Origin of the sequence: Marinobacter sp. (assembly GCF_039977835.1) — a bacterium.
Classification (GTDB): Bacteria; Pseudomonadota; Gammaproteobacteria; order Pseudomonadales; family Oleiphilaceae; genus Marinobacter.
On record NZ_JBDWCL010000071.1, the window covers coordinates 16,504 to 32,830 of the forward strand.

A 16,327-nucleotide genomic window follows, 5' to 3' on the forward strand; every position below is an offset into this window, starting at 1 on the left:
AAGGAGAACAACAGGATGAAAAAAATACTACCCTTCCTGCTTGCAGGTGTAACCAGCATGAGCCTGGCGCTCAACACTTATGCCGATGACTACATTACCCTGGCCTCGACAACCTCCACCGAAAACTCGGGATTGTTCGATGCCATTGTACCGAAGTTTGAAGACGCCACCGGCATCGAAGTGCGGGTGGTGGCCGTGGGCACCGGCCAGGCGTTCGAGATCGCCCGCCGTGGCGATGCCGACAGCCTTTTGGTGCACGATACCGTCGGCGAACAGCGATTCGTCGCAAACGGCCACGCCACCGAACGCGCCGATGTCATGTACAACGACTTTGTGCTGATTGGCCCTGCCAATGACCCCGCCAATGTCAGTGACGCACAAAGTGCAGCCGAAGCATTTGCGGCTATCGCCAGTGCCGAGGCGCCCTTCACGTCACGGGGTGATGACAGCGGCACCAATCGCGCTGAACTTCGACTCTGGGAAAACGCCGGCGTCGACCCCGACGGCGACTGGTACCGCGAACTGGGCAGTGGCATGGGGCCAACACTCAACACCGCAGCCGCCATGGATGCCTACGTGATGTCGGATCGCGCCACCTGGGTGGCCTTTGGAAACCGTCAGAACCTGACGCTGCTTTTTGAAGGCGACGAAGTGCTGTTCAACCAGTATGGTAGTTTGCTGCTTTCCAGGGCGAAGCACCCGCACCTCAAGCACGACCTGGCCAGGCAGTGGCACGAATGGCTGATTTCCGGGGATGGCCAACAAGCGATTGCAAACTTTAAGGTGGACGGACAACAGCTGTTTTTCCCGAATGCCAAATAGGCTAATCTCTGGTGACGTACATCGATATTCATTCCGTGGCGTCCCAGAAAGGTCTATAACAAAAATGACGATAAACCCCCTACTGCCTGACCCAAAAGATCCCCGCCTTTCCCGCGCAGTCGAGGGCGTTGATGAACACGGCCAGGCGAAATCGATCAGCGTGATCGAAGAGCGCCCCCTGACCATCTATCTGAACAGCCAGGAGATTGTCACGGCCATGACCATCGGCGATCACCCGAAGTATCTGGCGCTCGGTTTCCTGCTGAATCAGGGAATGCTGCGTGATAGCGACCAGGTCACCGGGATTGACTACGACGAAGAGCTGGAAGTCGCAGTGGTCCGCACCGCGGGTGTCACTGATGTGGAGGACAAGCTGGAGAAAAAAACCCGCACCTCAGGCTGCGCCGTGGGCACGGTGTTTGGTGACATGATGGCGGGGCTTGAAGGGCTAAAGTTGCCGGACACTCCAGTGCACACCAGTACCTTCTACGACCTTTCCTATCAGATCAACCACACCCCCAGCCTGTATATGGAAACCGGCGCCATCCATGGCACCGCTCTGTGCCAGGGGCTTCAGGTTCTGGCCTATATGGAGGATGTCGGGCGCCATAACGCCGTCGACAAGATTGCCGGCTGGATGCACCTGAACAACATCACGGCAGCCGACAAAGTCCTCTACACCACGGGCCGCCTGACCTCCGAAATGGTCATCAAAACCTCCCTGATGGGCATCCCGACCCTGATCAGCCGGTCGGGCTTTACCGCCTGGGGCGTGGATATTGCCCGACAGGTCGGGCTGACACTGATCGGGCGGATGCGAGGCAAGAAATTCACCTGTCTCAGCGGCCAGCACCGGCTGGTGTTCGATCAAGACCTGTCGCAGGTCCCTGACGAAGAGAAAAAAATGCGTCGTAAAGGGGCAGAGCATGACTGAGTGCGCCGTGATTCTGGCTGGCGGCCAGGCAAACCGCATGGGCGGTGGTGACAAAGGACGATTGATACTGGGCGATCAGTCGCTGATCCAGCGTGTCATCGACCGGATCACGCCGCAGGTCGACGCGGTGGTGCTGAATGCCAATGGGGATTTGAGCCGGTTCGATGACCTGGGTTTGCCCGTGGTGGCCGACTCAATCAGCGATTTTCCGGGCCCGTTGGCAGGGGTTCTCGCGGGTATGGACTGGGCAGCCGAGCAGGGCCATGAGTGGCTGATCAGCGTGGCCGCGGATACCCCATCGTTCCCTCTGGACCTGGCGGAACGATTGGCCGAATGCGATACCCCGGTAGTGCTGGCAGCCACGCCGGACCCGGAACGTGGGAAACTGCCCCAACCCACCTTTGGCCGCTGGCAGGTTGCGTTGCGGCATGAGCTGCGAGCCGCCCTGCACGATGGCGTGCGCAAGATTCGACAATGGACACAGTCTCAGGGTGAGACGCTGGTGGTTTTTGGCGAGGATGACTTTTTCAACATCAATACACCGGAAGACCTGGCCTGGGCGGAGAAACACCTGAAGTGAACGTTATAGGCATCGTGGGCTGGAAAAATTCGGGCAAAACCACCCTGGCCAGCGCATTAATCCGTGAGTTATCCGGCAGAGGGCTAACCGTCAACTCAATCAAGCATGCCCATCATCTGGTGGATGTGGACCAACCGGGAACCGACAGCTACAAGCACCGGGAAGCCGGTGCCCGGGAAGTCATCCTGGCGGGCGGTCAGCGATTCGCCATCATGCACGAGCTGCGAGGCGCGGAAGAGCCGACCCTGGATGAACTGCTTGCCCGCCTGGGGCCGTGCGACTGGGTCGTGGTTGAGGGCTTCAAAACCCATTCACACCCCAAGATAGAAGTGCATCGAAAACAGAGTTCCCATACCCCTCTTTACCCGGAGGCCGACGACATTATTGCAGTAGCGGCAGACTATGCTGCCGATTTTTCGGGGCCTGTCTTCGATGTGAACGATGTCCCTGCAATCGCTGACTTTATTCTGAGCCCTGAAAACCATGATCGATACAACCAGCAACGGCAAAGTGATGAAACCCCTTCGTAACGACTGCTTTGCACTGCCCCCCGGGGTCAACTGGACACCGGTGGACGAGGCCCTGGAGCGTTTACGCTCGCGTTTGCACCCGGTGGTGGGCGTCGAGCGCGGTGTCCCGTTGTCGCAGTTGAACGGCCGGATACTGGCGAGTGACGTTTATGCGCCTCGCGCCCATCCCCCCAGCAACAATTCCGCAGTGGATGGTTATGCGCTTGCAGGACCAGTTACCGATGTTCCCTGCGCCCTGCCCCTGGTTGATGGACGCAGTGCCGCCGGCGGACCGTATACTGCCCGGGTCCCCGAAGGCCATGCGATCCGGATACTGACTGGCGCGGTTATACCGGCCGGCACCGATACGGTGGTCCTGGAAGAGGACTGTGAGGTTAAAGACGGGCTGCTCCATCTGAACGGCACACTGAAAGCGGGCGCCAATGCCCGTAAGGCCGGTGAGGACATCAACAAAGATGACCGTATCCTCACGGCAGCAACCCGCCTGACCCCCACCCAGATTTCCGTGCTGGCCAGTGTCGGAGTCGAGTCGGTCGATGTCTGGCAGCGGCTTCGCGTCGGTGTCCTGTCCACCGGTGACGAAGTGAAGCCAGTTGGCTCCGCTGTCACCGAGTGGCAGATTTACGACGCCAACCGGCCGATGCTGAGCGCTATGGTCACGCAGCTTGGCTATGAGTTGGTGGACCTGGGGCATGTGCTCGACCGGGCCGAGGACGTCAGGGAAGCATTGAAGCGCGGTGCTGAGCAGTGCGACCTGATCCTGACCAGTGGCGGCGTTTCCGCAGGGGACGAGGATCATGTGTCGAAAACGCTGAAAGCCCACGGGGAGATCAGCAACTGGCGCATCGCGATCAAGCCGGGCCGACCTCTCGCCCTGGCTATGTTCCAGGGGACACCCGTGGTGGGTTTGCCTGGAAACCCGGTGGCGGCCTGGGTCTGTGCGCTGCGTTTTGGCGCTCCGGCGATGGCATTGCTGGCGGGCGGGGAATGGTTCGAACCCCGGAGCTATGTCATGCCCGCCAACTTTTCCAAAAACAAGAAACCGGGACGCAGCGAGATGCTGCGCGCCAGGGTGCGTGACGGACAGGTTGAGGTGTTCGGTTCCGAAGGCTCGGGCCGGGTGACCGGCCTGGCCTGGTCCGAGGGCATGGTGGAACTGGATGAGAGCGCTCAGCAGATCGAGCCGGGCACCCCGGTGCGGTTTATTCCCTACGCCAGCTTCGGGCTGTAATCATTCATAGCCGCCATGTACGGCAAAGGCCTCCAGCGAGGCATCCTGCGGGGCGCGTGAGCGGTAGGTTTCCTCAACACCCAGCTCGGTCAGCGTACGGCTGACCATCAGCAGGGTGTTCTCCTCAAAGTCCTCGCACATGTTGCGCATCTGGTCGATTTCTTCGCAGGCCACGGGATAAGCAGCGTCGATATCCGGCGCACCGTAGAACTCGACAAAGGTTTGCGCCAGGGTCTGCTGCAACTGCTCCAGTTCGGCTTCGGTAATGTTACAGACACCAACGAAGCTGGCCCGGCCACCCGATTCTATGCTGTACCAACCGTTGGTGAAGGCCTGACGCGCCTTGCCCTTCAGGTGCGCTTCGGTCCAGTTGGAGAACTCGAATCCGCCCGAAATGGCCCATTCCCCACTGGGGGCGGGCTGTTCGTACACATTCTCATCGGAAATATCCAGTCGCAGGGTTCGGGCCAGTTTCATGTGTGCTCCGCGAATTCAATCAAACTCACTGTTTCAGTCATGACATCCTGGCGCAACAGCATCCTGCCCTTCTCGTCCAGCCCTACAAAAATGCCAGGCCTGGGGTGCTCTATTTTTTTGCCCAGGGAGTCACAGCGTGGCCGCCACTCATTGTGAACACGCTCGAACCCGCTGTCCATGAAGTAGGTCAACCACAGAAGTGTGTGTTTGGCCCAGCTTTCCAGTAGCGCCATGGGCGCGACCTCGCTGCAACCCTCTTCCAGCAGACAGGTCTGATCGGGGTTCCTACCTGGCTCGTCGCTCACTGGAATAAAGGGTACGTCGATACCAATCACCAGCCAGCTGGGATGCGCCTTGGGATCTGCCACATCCGCTGCATAGCGAACGCCACCGCAGACGGCCCCATTGACCTTGATCCGATCCGGCCATTGAAAATGCACAGGTACTTCCGGCGGGGCCAGTGCTCCCAGACTCTCCGCCAGACCTATCTGGGCAACATAGACTGCCTGAATGGCCTCTTCCAGAGGCGTTTCCGGCGCCAGAACCAGGGCCGCGCGCAGGATATCACCCGCTTCAGAGTAAAAAATCGTGCCGGAATCCACCCCGGCAATCGCCTGGCTGACGGCCTTGTCAAAAGGGTCCGTGTGCCTGGGCACGGCCTGGCCCGACAATAGCGGCGGGAATTGAGGTGACTCGATCATCGAATGGCCTGTGCGTAGGCGTCGGAGGCAACAATTTCATCGGCAATGCGCTGGAAGGATCGGGACTGAGGACTCTCCGGCCTGGACACCACAATGGGAACGCCGCCGTCCGAACCAATCCGGATATCCAGATCGAGCGGAATTTCACCCAGGAAGGGCGCCCCGAGCTTTTCTGCTTCAGCCCGGGCGCCACCAGAACCAAAGGGGTGGTGCTCTTTACCGCAGCCGTCACAGATAAAGGAGGCCATGTTCTCTATGATGCCAAACAGCGGTACATCCATCCGGTTGAACATATCAATACCCTTGCGCGCGTCCATCAGGGCAATATCCTGAGGGGTCGAGACAACAATGGCGCCCGCAACGAAGAATTTCTGGCTAAGGGTCATCTGCACGTCACCGGTGCCGGGGGGCAGATCCACCAACAGCACGTCCAGCCTGCCCCAGTCCACCTGGTTCATCATCTGCTCCAGGGCTCCCATCAGCATGGGCCCGCGCCAGACGATGGCCTCGCCATCCGGGGCCATAAGCCCCAGGGACATCAGAGTCACACCATGATTGCGCAGGGGCAGGATGGTATGTCCGTCCGGGCTCGACGGGCGGCCCGACACACCCAGCATGCGCGGCTGGCTGGGGCCGTAGACATCGGCGTCCAGCAGGCCCACTTTGAGGCCTTTCGAGGCCAGCGCAACCGCCAGGTTGGACGCCACCGTTGACTTGCCAACGCCGCCCTTGCCCGAGGCAATGGCAATGATACGGTCTATCCCCTTTGGGTTTTTGTCCTGTGGCCGGGGGGCATCGGTACCGATCAGGTTGGATTTTCCGACTTCGGTGTACTGAACCATGTTGTGTCCTGCTTGATTTTAGCTGTCCAGGTAGTCGTCAGTGGTACGAACCCGGGGACGCTCGCCCCCCGCCATGGGCGCGGTATCCCCATGGAACTGGGCATTGACGCGACAGTCATCACACATCTTGATGAGCTGGACGTTATCTGACTTGCTGTACATCCAGTGCTTATTCTCCAGTTTTTCGACGATCCGGTTAATAGTGCTGGCGACGCCAAAGGGCCTGCCACACTTGATGCACTCGAACGGTTCTTCACCATGCAGGGGCCGGGCACTCAGAGCCTCTTTCGACACATCCAGCTGAGGTACCAGATTAATCGCCGTCTCCGGGCAGGTGCTCTCGCACACGCCGCACTGAACGCAGGCGTTTTCCGTAAACTGGACCTCCGGCCGGTCCGGATGATCACCAAGGGCACCGGTAGGGCACAGCGATACGCAGGCCAGACAGAGCGTGCACTTGTCGGAGTTGATCTCAATAGCACCATAGGGTGCGCCTGCCGGCAGGGGGATCGGTGCCTCGATGCTCTCCGCCATCGCCCCCACGGTAACCCGCGTGATGTCCCGCCGGCCGCCGACCAGCAACACCGGTTCGCTCACGCGCCCGGCGTTTTCCCCGGCCTCGCCAAGTTCCTGGGCTGCGATTACCCGCACCCGGCTGGGAGAGTTTCTGGTCCCTTTCAGCATGGCCTGCGCCAGTTCGACTTCCGCGGCAACGGCCCGGCGATCGATCTCACTGTCCGCCAGCAGCAGGACTTCGGCATAACCCGCGCCGAACGCGGCCATAATCTCTGCGTGGCCGATACGGTCGACCTGTTCGAGCCCCAGCGGGATCAGATCGTCCGCCAGCCCATCGTGGTACCGTGCCAGGTAGGCAATGGCATCAGCTCCAGTGCCCAGGGTATGAAAAACCAGGCGTGGGGATTCGTTGGTATGCTCACGATAAACCCGGGCCATGACATCCATGGCCTGGGTCAGGGCCTCGAAGGGGGTTTCGTTCATGGTGATGGCTGAGGTCGGGCAAACCGCTGCACAGGTCCCGCAGCCAGCGCATATATCCGAATCGATCTGCACATGCTCCCCGAAGGAGAAAATCGCCTCGGTGCTGCAAACGTCCAGACAGCGGGTGCAGCCGGTCTGATTCGCCCGGGAGTGTGCGCACAGAGAAGGTTCCAGGTTGAAATACACGGTTTTCTCAAACTCGCCGACCCGGTCCCTGGCGGTCAGGGCGATCCGCTCCAGCTCTCCGGTTCTGGCCGGATCGGCCCAGAAGTAGCCGTTGCGTTTTTCATGGTGAGGAAACGCGGGCGCACCACCACGCAAGTCGATGAACACATCGCACTCACTACGGGCGGTAGCTTTGACCTCGCCATACCCGAGGGCACCGCGACCGGAGGGGTTCAGGGCCTGAAGCTGGGAAAACTCCAGCTTGAAGTTGCCCAGTGCGCCATAGGCGCCGGTCAACCGCCCCCTGGCCATGTCGTAATTCGCGGACGGCAGCTGTATCGGCCCCGCATCATTGACGATACAGGTAACGCCCAGTTCGTCCTGTACCAGTTCGGCCATCCTGATGGCCTGCTCGGTGGGGCCGACAATGCAACACACCCCACTGGACTGAATCGTTTTCACGGGCGCCACCGGCGCCGCTATCTGAGCCGCCGCCATCAGGGCCGACTGTTTGGCATGCAAGCGCCCGGGCTTTGCGCTCGCGGCACTCCAGCCGGCGCGATCCCTGATATCGATGGTGCTCAGCGGCGCGGAGTGCCCGGTTTCCGCTTCTACGTCCTCACTCAGACGCTCAAACAGGGCCGCCTGTTGGCCACAGGCAACGATTACTTCGTTACTGCCGCCCAGGTGCTCGGCCGCAGTTGTCATGTCGGCGCCGCACAGTTGATCCACCGTGATCACCTGTTCAGCGGCCGCGGCCGTTCGCAGTGCCTCAGGATCGAGGGACTGGGTCTTGTCGCAGGTGCATATCAGTAGGGTTTTGTGTGCACTCATCAGAATTCTGCTCTTCTAGTTATTTTTATACGTATGCGTATTCAATGCCGTCTATCGAGCATGCCATACCCGTTTGTCTTTCGACAATTGAATAATTGGCTAATTGTTGGCCTTCTGCTAGCTTCTTAGAAGAGGGAGCCGTCATAAGCCGCATGAAGCGCAGTATCAGGTAAAGCTGTCATGAGCCGTAACACAGGTAGTTGGAAGCGTGAGCTGAAGATTGGCGCTGTTGTTCGACGGTCTCCCGGCGTGACCCAGTGGGCGCGGGAGACCTGGAAACCAGTGGCCGTCATCCCCGGCGCGCCAGAGGCATTCTGGAAAGAGCTGGTGCGCGAGGGCGACGTCGTCGATTACCACGCGGGCACGGTGTCCATGGAATTATTTCGCGCCGATGTAGAGGGGTATCTTGTATCCCTGAATATGGCCGTTCCCTCCGTATGGGTGATCATGGACAGGGACCAGACCAGCCAGTCTCCGTCAGGATGGGTTGTCAGTACCGTAACGGCCAGCGCCCACGAAGCACTGGACGCTCTGGACAGTGGTGAAAGCATCGTCGAGGCCGTGCCGATTCCCGAGTCCATGGCTGCCTGGATCAACGAATTTGTCGACATGCACTATGTAGAAGAGCCCTTCAAGAAACGTCGCCGCGACGATGTCCGTGTGGACGGTAGCGAAGACGGCAAAGGCGATGCCCGTATTCGTCAGCAAAGCGACGTTTTCCGAGCCCCCTCAGCCATGAAAAAACCGAGAGTGCACTGATGGCCGAATCACGATTACAGCGTTGGTCGCGCAGGAAAACCGGCGCCAGCAAAGAGGCCGAGCTCCCCCGCCCCTCGGCTATCGAGCCCGAGCCATCCCCCGAAGAGCAGGAACTTGCCATCAATCAATCCCTGCCGGAACGGGAGGTATTGGAAAAGTACAACTTGCCTGACCCGGACGCCATCGAGCTCGGCACCGACGTTACCGGGTTCATGCGAAAAGAGATTCCGGAACTCCTGCGCCGCAGGGCCCTGCGCTCGCTCTGGAAATCAAATCCCGTACTGGCGGTGCTGGATGGACTCAATGATTACGATGAAGATTTCACGGACGCCGCTGTTTCGAGCAGTGCCGTCAAAACCCTTTACAAGGTGGGGCAGGGGTTTGACAGAACACCAGCGGTTGCTGAGAAAGCAGATGATCAGGCCGGGGGGCAGGAAGCTGCTGCCCCAGATCAGGGGATAGCCGAGACAGAGCGCAATGACCAGAAGCTGACGGAGAAGCCCGAACCCGAAATCGCCGCCGAGCAACCGACCATTGCTGACCATGCGGAGCCCGGTATTACTCAGGCCGAGGCGCAACCGGAACCGGCATCGGCACTGGCGCCGCGTTATCGTCCCCGGATGCGTTTTGATCATTAGTTTTGGCTATCAGCAGCGATTGGAAGTGCAATTGCTCCGGCCTCTGATTGAGCGTATAAATAATGAACAAGTGTCCATAAATTATTGTCGTAAAACGCCTACAAAAATAACGTAAGGGACAAAGATTTGAACAACACCGCTGAAGTACAGTGCCCTCGCTCCATCTCCGACGAAGAGCGCGCCCGGGCCCAGATGTATCAGTTGCTCGGTGTCCTGCTGAGCGGCCCACCCACGAGCGAGCTACTTCGGGGGCTGGCATCCCTTCGGGGTGACGACACTACTCTGGGGTCCGCATCCAGGACGGTGGCTGCCCTTGCCGAGCGCACCTCCCCTGAAGACGCCAACCGGGAATACAACAATCTGTTCATCGGTGTTGGCCGTGGAGAACTACTCCCCTACGCCAGTTATTACCTCACCGGCTTCCTGAACGAGAAACCCCTGGCGGATTTGCGTGGCGATCTGATGGCCAGGGGCATCAGATCCACTGACGACGTGAAAGAACCGGAAGATCACATCGGCACGCTGTGTGAAATCATGGCGGGCATCATTACCGGCGAGTTCGAGAGCGACAGCAGTCTGGCTTCACAAAAAACCTTTTATGACGCGCACCTGGCAAAGTGGGCGGCGTTGTTTTTTACCGATTTGGAGAAAGCGCAAACCGCGATCTTCTATGCGCCTGTTGGCTCGCTGGGGCGGGCTTTCATGGCGGTAGAGGCCGAGGCGTTTGCACTTCAGTAACCGGGATCTGCCTGATCCCTTAACCCGGGTAGAGGTTTCCTATGGACAACCAACAGCGTGATAACAGCCGTCGCCGCTTCTTGCGAATGGCAGCAACAGCAGTTCCAGCTGCCGTTGCCGTGGCAGTAGCACCGAACGCCGCAGCCGAGGTCGTCACTCAAGACGCCCCTAAAAGCAGCGGTCTGCGTGACACTGAGCACACACGAAAGTATCTGGAATCGGCTCGCTTTTAAGGAAGCGTGAGTCACTCAAGGTTGCGAAAGGCTCTTGAATGACCGCTCTTCCGGGGAAACGAGAATAATAAAAGAGAGAGGTACGAGTCATGTTGAGGAAGAAAACCAACGGGGTAGCGAAAGGCTCCCGTGCTGGATCTTTACTTTCATCCCTCGCCGCAACGACCATGGACCGCCGGGGATTCCTGACGGCCTCAGGGGTCGCAGTGGGTGGGCTGGCCGCTTTATCCCTGCCGTCGACGCGCGTCAGAGCTGCAACCCCGTCAACCGAAGGCGGAGAAGTCGTTCGAAAAAAATCCGTGTGTACGCATTGCTCGGTCGGCTGCACGGTAGAGGCCGAGGTTCAGAATGGCGTATGGACTGGACAGGAACCCGGTTGGGACAGCCCCTTCAACATGGGTGCCCACTGCGCCAAGGGCGCCTCGGTGCGAGAGCATGGTCACGGTGAACGCCGCCTGAAATACCCCATGAAAATGGTCAACGGCCAATGGCAGAAGATTCCCTGGGACCAGGCGATCAACGAGATCGGCGACAAGATGTTGCAGATCCGCGAGGAAAGCGGCCCTGATTCGGTCTATTGGCTGGGCAGTGCAAAGTTCAACAACGAGCAGGCCTATCTGTTTCGCAAATTTGCGGCCTACTGGGGCACCAACAACGTTGATCACCAGGCGCGGATCTGTCACTCAACCACGGTCGCAGGCGTAGCCAACACCTGGGGCTACGGTGCGATGACCAACTCGTACAACGACATCCACAATTCCAAAGCGATCTTCCTGATCGGCGGCAACCCCGCAGAAGCCCACCCGGTGTCACTGCTGCACATTCTCAAGGCCAAGGAACAGAACAACGCGCCTCTTATTGTCTGTGATCCGCGTTTCACACGGACTGCGGCTCATGCTGATGAGTATGTGCGTTTCCGGCCGGGTTCAGACGTCGCGCTGATCTGGGGCCTGTTGTGGCACATCTTTGAAAACGGCTGGGAAGACCAGGAGTTTATCCGTACCCGAGTGTACGGCATGGACGACATCCGTGAAGAGGTCAAACGCTGGAACCCAGAGGAAGTGGAGCGTGTCACCGGCGCACCTGGTGCACAACTCGAGCGTGTGGCGCGTACTCTGGTCAATAACCGACCGGGTACTGTGATCTGGTGTATGGGTGGTACCCAGCACACCAACGGCAACAACAACACCCGTGCGTACTGCATACTGCAACTGGCCCTGGGCAACATGGGCGTCCCCGGCGGCGGTACCAACATCTTCCGTGGCCACGACAACGTTCAGGGTGCCACAGACCTGGGCGTGCTGGCCGATACCCTGCCGGGCTACTACGGCCTGGCCGCTGGCTCCTGGGCTCACTGGGCCCGCGTCTGGGACGAAGACCTGGAATGGCTCAAGGGTCGCTTTGCGACCTGGGACAAAGATGGCACGTCCCGCGCAATGATGAACGAGAAAGGCATTCCCGTATCCCGCTGGATTGATGGTGTTCTGGAGGCCAAGGAGAATCTGGGGCAGCCCGACAATACCCGGGCGATGGTTCTGTGGGGTCACGCACCCAACTCGCAGACCCGTATGCTGGAAATGAAGGAAGCGATGGAAAAACTCGACCTGCTGGTGGTCGTGGACCCCTTCCCCACCGTTTCCGCCGTGCTGCATGATCGTAAAGACGGTGCCTACCTGTTGCCTGCAACAACCCAGTTCGAGACCTCAGGTTCAGTAACGGCCTCCAACCGGTCGCTGCAGTGGCGTGAAAAGGTCATCGAGCCGCTGTTTGACTCGAAGGTCGATCACGAAATCATGAAGCTGTTTGCGGACAAGTTCGGTTTTACCGATCGCATGTTCCGCAACATTGCCATTGAAGGCGACGAGCCGGTGATTGAAGACATCACCCGCGAATTCAACCGCGGCATGTGGACCATCGGCTACACCGGGCAGTCACCCGAGCGCCTGAAAAAGCACATGGCGAACCAGCATCACTTCGACAAGACCACCCTGCGTGCAGTCGGCGGTCCATGCGACGGTGATATCTACGGTCTGCCGTGGCCGAGCTGGGGTACAGCAGAGATGAACCACCCCGGAACACCCAACCTCTACGATATGTCGTTGCCGGTATCCAAGGGTGGCCTGACCTTCCGTGCCCGTTTCGGCGTGGAACGCGACGGTGAAAACCTGCTGGCCGAAGGCGTCTACTCGAAAGACTCCGAGATCAAGGACGGCTACCCCGAGTTCACCATGCAGATGTTGATGGACCTGGGCTGGGATGGCGACCTGACGGCCGAAGAGCGTGCCAGTATTGAGGCGGTTGCCGGCCCCGAGACCAACTGGAAGACCGACCTTTCAGGCGGCATCCAGCGCGTTGCCATCAAGCACGAGTGTGCGCCCTTTGGTAACGCCAAAGCCCGCGCTATCGTCTGGAATTTCCCTGACCCCGTGCCGCTTCACCGCGAACCGCTCTACACCAACCGTCGAGATCTGGTCAAAGATTACCCGACCTATGAAGACAAGCACTTCTGGCGTGTCCCGACCCTGTACGAGTCCATTCAGAAGAAGGACTTCAGCAAGGACTTCCCCCTCATTCTCACTTCCGGCCGCCTGGTTGAATATGAGGGTGGCGGTGATGAGACTCGCTCGAACCCCTGGCTGGCGGAACTGCAGCAGGACATGTTCATTGAGGTGAATCCGTACGATGCGAACAACCTGGACATCCGTGAAGGCAATGACGTCTGGGTTTCCGGCCCTGAAGGTGCGCGCATCAAGGTGAAGGCGATGATCACTGAACGCGTCGGCAGAGGGGTGGTCTTTATGCCCTTCCACTTCGGTGGACACCTGGAAGGTAAGGATCTGAGGGACAAGTATCCCAAGGGCGCCGACCCATATGTCCTGGGCGAATCCACAAACACGGTTCAGACATACGGGTATGACTCGGTCACGCAGATGCAAGAGACCAAGTGCACCCTGTGTGCGATTTCGCCGGCATAACAATAAGAGGTGTACAACATGGCACTTGAAGGACAAGCACGAGCAAAGTTTCTTTGCGATGCCGAACGCTGCATTGAATGTAATGCCTGCGTTACAGCCTGTAAGAATGAACATGAGGTCCCCTGGGGCATCAACCGTCGACGTGTGGTAACCATCGAAGACGGGAAGCCTGGCGAGCGTTCGATCTCGGTAGCTTGCATGCATTGTTCAGACGCGCCTTGTATGGCCGTCTGTCCGACAGACTGCTTCTACCAGACCGAAGATGGAATCGTGTTGCATTCCAAGGACCTGTGTATTGGTTGTGGGTATTGCTTCTACGCTTGCCCCTTCGGCGCGCCCCAGTTCCCCCAGGCGGGCAACTTCGGCAGCCGGGGCAAGATGGACAAATGCACGTTCTGTGCAGGGGGGCCTGAAGAAGACAATTCGACGGCCGAGTTCAACAAATACGGTCGCAACCGTATTGCGGAGGGCAAGCTGCCGATCTGTGCGGAAATGTGCTCCACCAAAGCGCTGTTGGCCGGTGATGGCAACGAGGTGGCAGACATCTATCGCCAGCGTGTGGTGAACCGGGGGTTTGGTTCCGGCGCCTGGGGATGGGGCACAGCCTACGAGAAGAAGGGCGCTTGAGCCCACCTGATGATTCCGGGGCCTTAGCGCCCCGGAATTCATTGAGGCAATGGATTCTTTTTGTTCATTCCGCGGGAGTGCTCTCATGAACGCTAAACTATTCGGTGCCGCCGTCTTCGCACTGGCGACACTGCTTTTCAACCCTGGTTGGGCACAAGAAGCCCCCGAGGTTGATCGGACAAGTACCGGGGGTGCTCAAACCCTGGAAGACATCATGGCTCGTCAGGAGCAACTGAAAGTAGACGAGTCCTTCCGGTCAGAAAACCTGGGTGACCCTGCCAGCGCGGCGCCGATCGATGAGCCACTGGGCACTCTTGGAGGACGTTCTCAGCCCGATATCTGGCGAGGTGTTCGTTACAATGAGATTGACACCAGCACCCAGGTTCGCGGTCCCGCAGTCGACGTCCTCATCCAGGACGGAGGCATGCCCTGGTATGAGTTACGGAGGGGACCTGTCATTACCTATGGCGGCGGTGCAATCCTGGGCTTCCTGTTGCTGCTGGTTGTGTTCTACTTTGTTCGCGGCAGGATCAGGATCGACGGTGGTCCCTCGGGCACCAAGATTGAACGATTCAAGGCCATCGAACGATTTGGCCACTGGCTGTTGGCCGGCTCGTTCATAGCGCTGGCCCTGACCGGACTGCTCACGCTCATGGGGCGCAGTTTCCTGATTCCTGTTATCGGGCAGGAAGCCTTCTCCCCCCTGGCTATCGGCTCCAAGTGGCTGCACAACAACATCGCCTGGGCCTTTATGCTGGGCCTGGTGATGACGTTCGTCATGTGGGTGGCACACAACATCCCCAACAAGCTGGACTGGCATTGGCTTAAGGCGGGCGGAGGTATCTTTACCAAATCCCACCCTTCGGCAAAGAAGTTTAATGCCGGCCAGAAAATTATCTTCTGGACTGTAATGATACTGGGCTTTTCAGTGTCCCTCTCGGGCCTGTCGCTGCTGTTTCCGTTTGAAATGCCGATGTTTGCCTCAACCTTTGAGGTCATGAACAGCGTCCTGGGAACCGATTTCCCGACAGCCCTGGCACCTCATGAAGAGATGCAGTTGTCCAACATCTGGCACTCGATTGTGGCGTTCCTGATGATGCTGGCCATCATCGCACACATCTACATCGGTACGGTTGGCATGGAAGGCGCGTACGATGCCATGGGTGATGGTCAGGTTGACCTGGCGTGGGCTCGCCAACACCACGATCTGTGGGTGGAAGAGCGTCAGGCCAAACAAGGCAGGGGAGAATCACCGTGAAAGTCATGATTTTGGGATTTGTCGCAGCCCTGGTGATCGCCGCACTCGCCCCGGTCGTTCTGGAGCAGTTCGGGTGGTCTTCAGCCGAGCAATACAGCAGTGAGAGCGTGCGGCTTGACTGATCATCAATCAGAAGCACATCAGGAAGTACACCTGGTCGACGCTGTCGGCCTGGTGTGCCCCCTCCCCATTCTGCGTTTCAAAAAACGCACTCAACATTTACCCAGCGGCACACAGGTCGACTTCCTGGCCGATGATCCCAGTGGCCGACGGGATCTACAGGTACTGTGTGAGCTGACCGGCCACAGCATTGAATGGGTCCGCGAAGAGGACGCCGGCGTTCTCCGTTACAGGATCCGCCTGGCGTAGGTACCGCATTAAACCATCCGTTGAAAAATACCGTCTTTGCGCAAGAAATGGCGCAAGGCTGCCGCGATATGACCAGCAATCAATACACCCAGGGTTATGGCGAGCCACCCGTGTATATAAAACAGGCTTGAAGCCAGCTCTTCGTCCTCGGGTACAAACGGCATGCCAGGCAGTTTGTAATCGCCCACTATGGTCAGAGCCGGAAACGCCGTCACACCGGCCCAGCCAAACAAGGGTGTGACCACCAGCAGTACATACATCAGGTGATGGACGCTCTTGGCGGCAATCTGCAATTTACGTGGCATCTCATCCGGGTATGGCGGGCCCTTTAACCGGATTTTCACCACGATTCGCAGGATCATCAGCAACAGTACGCTGAAGCCGATTGCTTTATGCGCACTGTACAAGGTATTCGTCAGCGCCCCCCAGATGTCTGCTTCCGCGCGTGAAGCCATCCAGAGCCCCACGGGTATCAGCGTCAGAACCAGCAGCGCGATTATCCAATGCAGTACCCGCCAGCCAGCGGGGTATTTCTGAACCTGCGGCATACTCTCCCCTCCACGTTATTCCTTATCGCTTCGGTGCTGAATCCAGCATCGGATATATTCGGGTACT

At 58.7% G+C, this 16,327-nt stretch carries 18 protein-coding genes; 13 read left to right on the top strand and 5 right to left on the bottom strand.

What is annotated here, in order from left to right:
- Positions 1–15: 15 nt before the first annotated feature.
- The 5 genes from ABJM11_RS20250 (at position 16) to ABJM11_RS20270 (ending at position 4,097) form a co-directional block, all read left to right on the top strand.
- On the top strand, positions 16–822 hold the full coding sequence (locus tag ABJM11_RS20250; RefSeq protein ID WP_348292328.1) for a substrate-binding domain-containing protein: 807 nt from the start codon (positions 16–18) through the stop codon (positions 820–822).
- A gap of 64 nt (positions 823–886) precedes the next feature.
- Positions 887–1,756: a formate dehydrogenase accessory sulfurtransferase FdhD gene (locus tag ABJM11_RS20255; protein WP_348292329.1), complete on the top strand. Its 870-nt coding sequence runs from the start codon at positions 887–889 to the stop codon at positions 1,754–1,756.
- Positions 1,749–2,336, top strand: coding sequence for a molybdenum cofactor guanylyltransferase MobA (mobA, locus tag ABJM11_RS20260; protein WP_348292330.1), 588 nt, complete (start codon positions 1,749–1,751; stop codon positions 2,334–2,336). The genes ABJM11_RS20255 and mobA overlap by 8 nt, the downstream gene beginning before the upstream one ends.
- Positions 2,333–2,866, top strand: a complete 534-nt coding sequence (mobB, locus tag ABJM11_RS20265) for a molybdopterin-guanine dinucleotide biosynthesis protein B (protein ID WP_348292331.1) — start codon at positions 2,333–2,335, stop codon at positions 2,864–2,866. Before mobA ends, mobB begins: the two co-directional genes overlap by 4 nt.
- Positions 2,820–4,097 carry a molybdopterin-binding protein gene (locus ABJM11_RS20270; protein ID WP_348292332.1) on the top strand — a complete coding sequence of 426 codons (1,278 nt, stop codon included), beginning with the start codon at positions 2,820–2,822 and terminating at the stop codon, positions 4,095–4,097. The genes mobB and ABJM11_RS20270 overlap by 47 nt, the downstream gene beginning before the upstream one ends.
- On the opposite strand, the gene ABJM11_RS20275 is transcribed toward ABJM11_RS20270, so the two are convergent.
- Genes ABJM11_RS20275 through ABJM11_RS20290 form a run of 4 tightly spaced genes read right to left on the bottom strand, consistent with a single transcriptional unit; the run spans position 4,098 to position 8,115 of the window.
- A complete protein-coding gene (locus tag ABJM11_RS20275) occupies positions 4,098–4,574 on the bottom strand; it encodes a DUF6505 family protein (protein ID WP_348292333.1) in 477 nt (158 codons plus the stop codon). It lies immediately after the preceding gene.
- A complete protein-coding gene (locus tag ABJM11_RS20280) occupies positions 4,571–5,275 on the bottom strand; it encodes a biotin/lipoate--protein ligase family protein (RefSeq protein WP_348292334.1) in 705 nt (234 codons plus the stop codon). The genes ABJM11_RS20275 and ABJM11_RS20280 overlap by 4 nt, the downstream gene beginning before the upstream one ends.
- Complete coding sequence (locus ABJM11_RS20285) at positions 5,272–6,117, bottom strand: Mrp/NBP35 family ATP-binding protein (RefSeq protein WP_348292335.1); 846 nt, start codon at positions 6,115–6,117, stop codon at positions 5,272–5,274. The genes ABJM11_RS20280 and ABJM11_RS20285 overlap by 4 nt, the downstream gene beginning before the upstream one ends.
- Positions 6,118–6,135: 18 nt before the next feature.
- Complete coding sequence (locus tag ABJM11_RS20290; RefSeq protein ID WP_348292337.1) at positions 6,136–8,115, bottom strand: 4Fe-4S binding protein; 1,980 nt, start codon at positions 8,113–8,115, stop codon at positions 6,136–6,138.
- Positions 8,116–8,295: 180 nt separating this feature from the next.
- On the opposite strand from ABJM11_RS20290, the gene ABJM11_RS20295 reads away from it, so the two are divergent.
- From ABJM11_RS20295 to ABJM11_RS20330, 8 genes are all read left to right on the top strand, one after another.
- Complete coding sequence (locus tag ABJM11_RS20295) at positions 8,296–8,874, top strand: DUF3305 domain-containing protein (protein ID WP_348292338.1); 579 nt, start codon at positions 8,296–8,298, stop codon at positions 8,872–8,874.
- The gene (locus tag ABJM11_RS20300; RefSeq protein ID WP_348292339.1) at positions 8,874–9,512 is read left to right on the top strand and encodes a DUF3306 domain-containing protein; all 639 of its coding nucleotides are present in this window, start codon (positions 8,874–8,876) and stop codon (positions 9,510–9,512) included. The genes ABJM11_RS20295 and ABJM11_RS20300 overlap by 1 nt, the downstream gene beginning before the upstream one ends.
- Before the next feature lie 126 nt (positions 9,513–9,638).
- Positions 9,639–10,250 (top strand): molecular chaperone TorD family protein, encoded by a 612-nt coding sequence (locus tag ABJM11_RS20305; protein ID WP_348292340.1) that lies wholly within the window; start codon positions 9,639–9,641, stop codon positions 10,248–10,250.
- 322 nt (positions 10,251–10,572) lie between these two features.
- Positions 10,573–13,458 (top strand): formate dehydrogenase subunit alpha, encoded by a 2,886-nt coding sequence (locus ABJM11_RS20310; RefSeq protein ID WP_348292341.1) that lies wholly within the window; start codon positions 10,573–10,575, stop codon positions 13,456–13,458.
- A gap of 18 nt (positions 13,459–13,476) precedes the next feature.
- Complete coding sequence (gene fdh3B, locus ABJM11_RS20315) at positions 13,477–14,085, top strand: formate dehydrogenase FDH3 subunit beta (protein ID WP_348292343.1); 609 nt, start codon at positions 13,477–13,479, stop codon at positions 14,083–14,085.
- Between the two features lie 85 nt (positions 14,086–14,170).
- Positions 14,171–15,343 carry a formate dehydrogenase subunit gamma gene (locus tag ABJM11_RS20320; RefSeq protein ID WP_348292345.1) on the top strand — a complete coding sequence of 391 codons (1,173 nt, stop codon included), beginning with the start codon at positions 14,171–14,173 and terminating at the stop codon, positions 15,341–15,343.
- Positions 15,340–15,465, top strand: a complete 126-nt coding sequence (locus ABJM11_RS20325; RefSeq protein ID WP_263645072.1) for a hypothetical protein — start codon at positions 15,340–15,342, stop codon at positions 15,463–15,465. Before ABJM11_RS20320 ends, ABJM11_RS20325 begins: the two co-directional genes overlap by 4 nt.
- Positions 15,458–15,712 carry a sulfurtransferase TusA family protein gene (locus ABJM11_RS20330; RefSeq protein WP_348292347.1) on the top strand — a complete coding sequence of 85 codons (255 nt, stop codon included), beginning with the start codon at positions 15,458–15,460 and terminating at the stop codon, positions 15,710–15,712. The genes ABJM11_RS20325 and ABJM11_RS20330 overlap by 8 nt, the downstream gene beginning before the upstream one ends.
- An 8-nt stretch (positions 15,713–15,720) precedes the next feature.
- Here the strand turns inward: ABJM11_RS20330 and ABJM11_RS20335 are convergent, their stop codons facing one another.
- Entirely contained in the window at positions 15,721–16,260 is a 540-nt protein-coding gene (locus ABJM11_RS20335) for a cytochrome b (protein WP_348292348.1), read from the bottom strand.
- Positions 16,261–16,327 lie beyond the last annotated feature (67 nt).

Coding starts and splice junctions, on each gene's coding strand:
- ABJM11_RS20250 (WP_348292328.1), top strand. CDS start 16: ATGAAAAAAATACTACCCTTCCTGCTTGCAGGTGTAACCAGCATGAGC.
- ABJM11_RS20255 (WP_348292329.1), top strand. CDS start 887: ATGACGATAAACCCCCTACTGCCTGACCCAAAAGATCCCCGCCTTTCC.
- mobA (WP_348292330.1), top strand. CDS start 1,749: ATGACTGAGTGCGCCGTGATTCTGGCTGGCGGCCAGGCAAACCGCATG.
- ABJM11_RS20270 (WP_348292332.1), top strand. CDS start 2,820: ATGATCGATACAACCAGCAACGGCAAAGTGATGAAACCCCTTCGTAAC.
- ABJM11_RS20275 (WP_348292333.1), bottom strand. CDS start 4,574: ATGAAACTGGCCCGAACCCTGCGACTGGATATTTCCGATGAGAATGTG.
- ABJM11_RS20280 (WP_348292334.1), bottom strand. CDS start 5,275: ATGATCGAGTCACCTCAATTCCCGCCGCTATTGTCGGGCCAGGCCGTG.
- ABJM11_RS20285 (WP_348292335.1), bottom strand. CDS start 6,117: ATGGTTCAGTACACCGAAGTCGGAAAATCCAACCTGATCGGTACCGAT.
- ABJM11_RS20290 (WP_348292337.1), bottom strand. CDS start 8,115: ATGAGTGCACACAAAACCCTACTGATATGCACCTGCGACAAGACCCAG.
- ABJM11_RS20295 (WP_348292338.1), top strand. CDS start 8,296: ATGAGCCGTAACACAGGTAGTTGGAAGCGTGAGCTGAAGATTGGCGCT.
- ABJM11_RS20300 (WP_348292339.1), top strand. CDS start 8,874: ATGGCCGAATCACGATTACAGCGTTGGTCGCGCAGGAAAACCGGCGCC.
- ABJM11_RS20310 (WP_348292341.1), top strand. CDS start 10,573: ATGTTGAGGAAGAAAACCAACGGGGTAGCGAAAGGCTCCCGTGCTGGA.
- fdh3B (WP_348292343.1), top strand. CDS start 13,477: ATGGCACTTGAAGGACAAGCACGAGCAAAGTTTCTTTGCGATGCCGAA.
- ABJM11_RS20320 (WP_348292345.1), top strand. CDS start 14,171: ATGAACGCTAAACTATTCGGTGCCGCCGTCTTCGCACTGGCGACACTG.
- ABJM11_RS20335 (WP_348292348.1), bottom strand. CDS start 16,260: ATGCCGCAGGTTCAGAAATACCCCGCTGGCTGGCGGGTACTGCATTGG.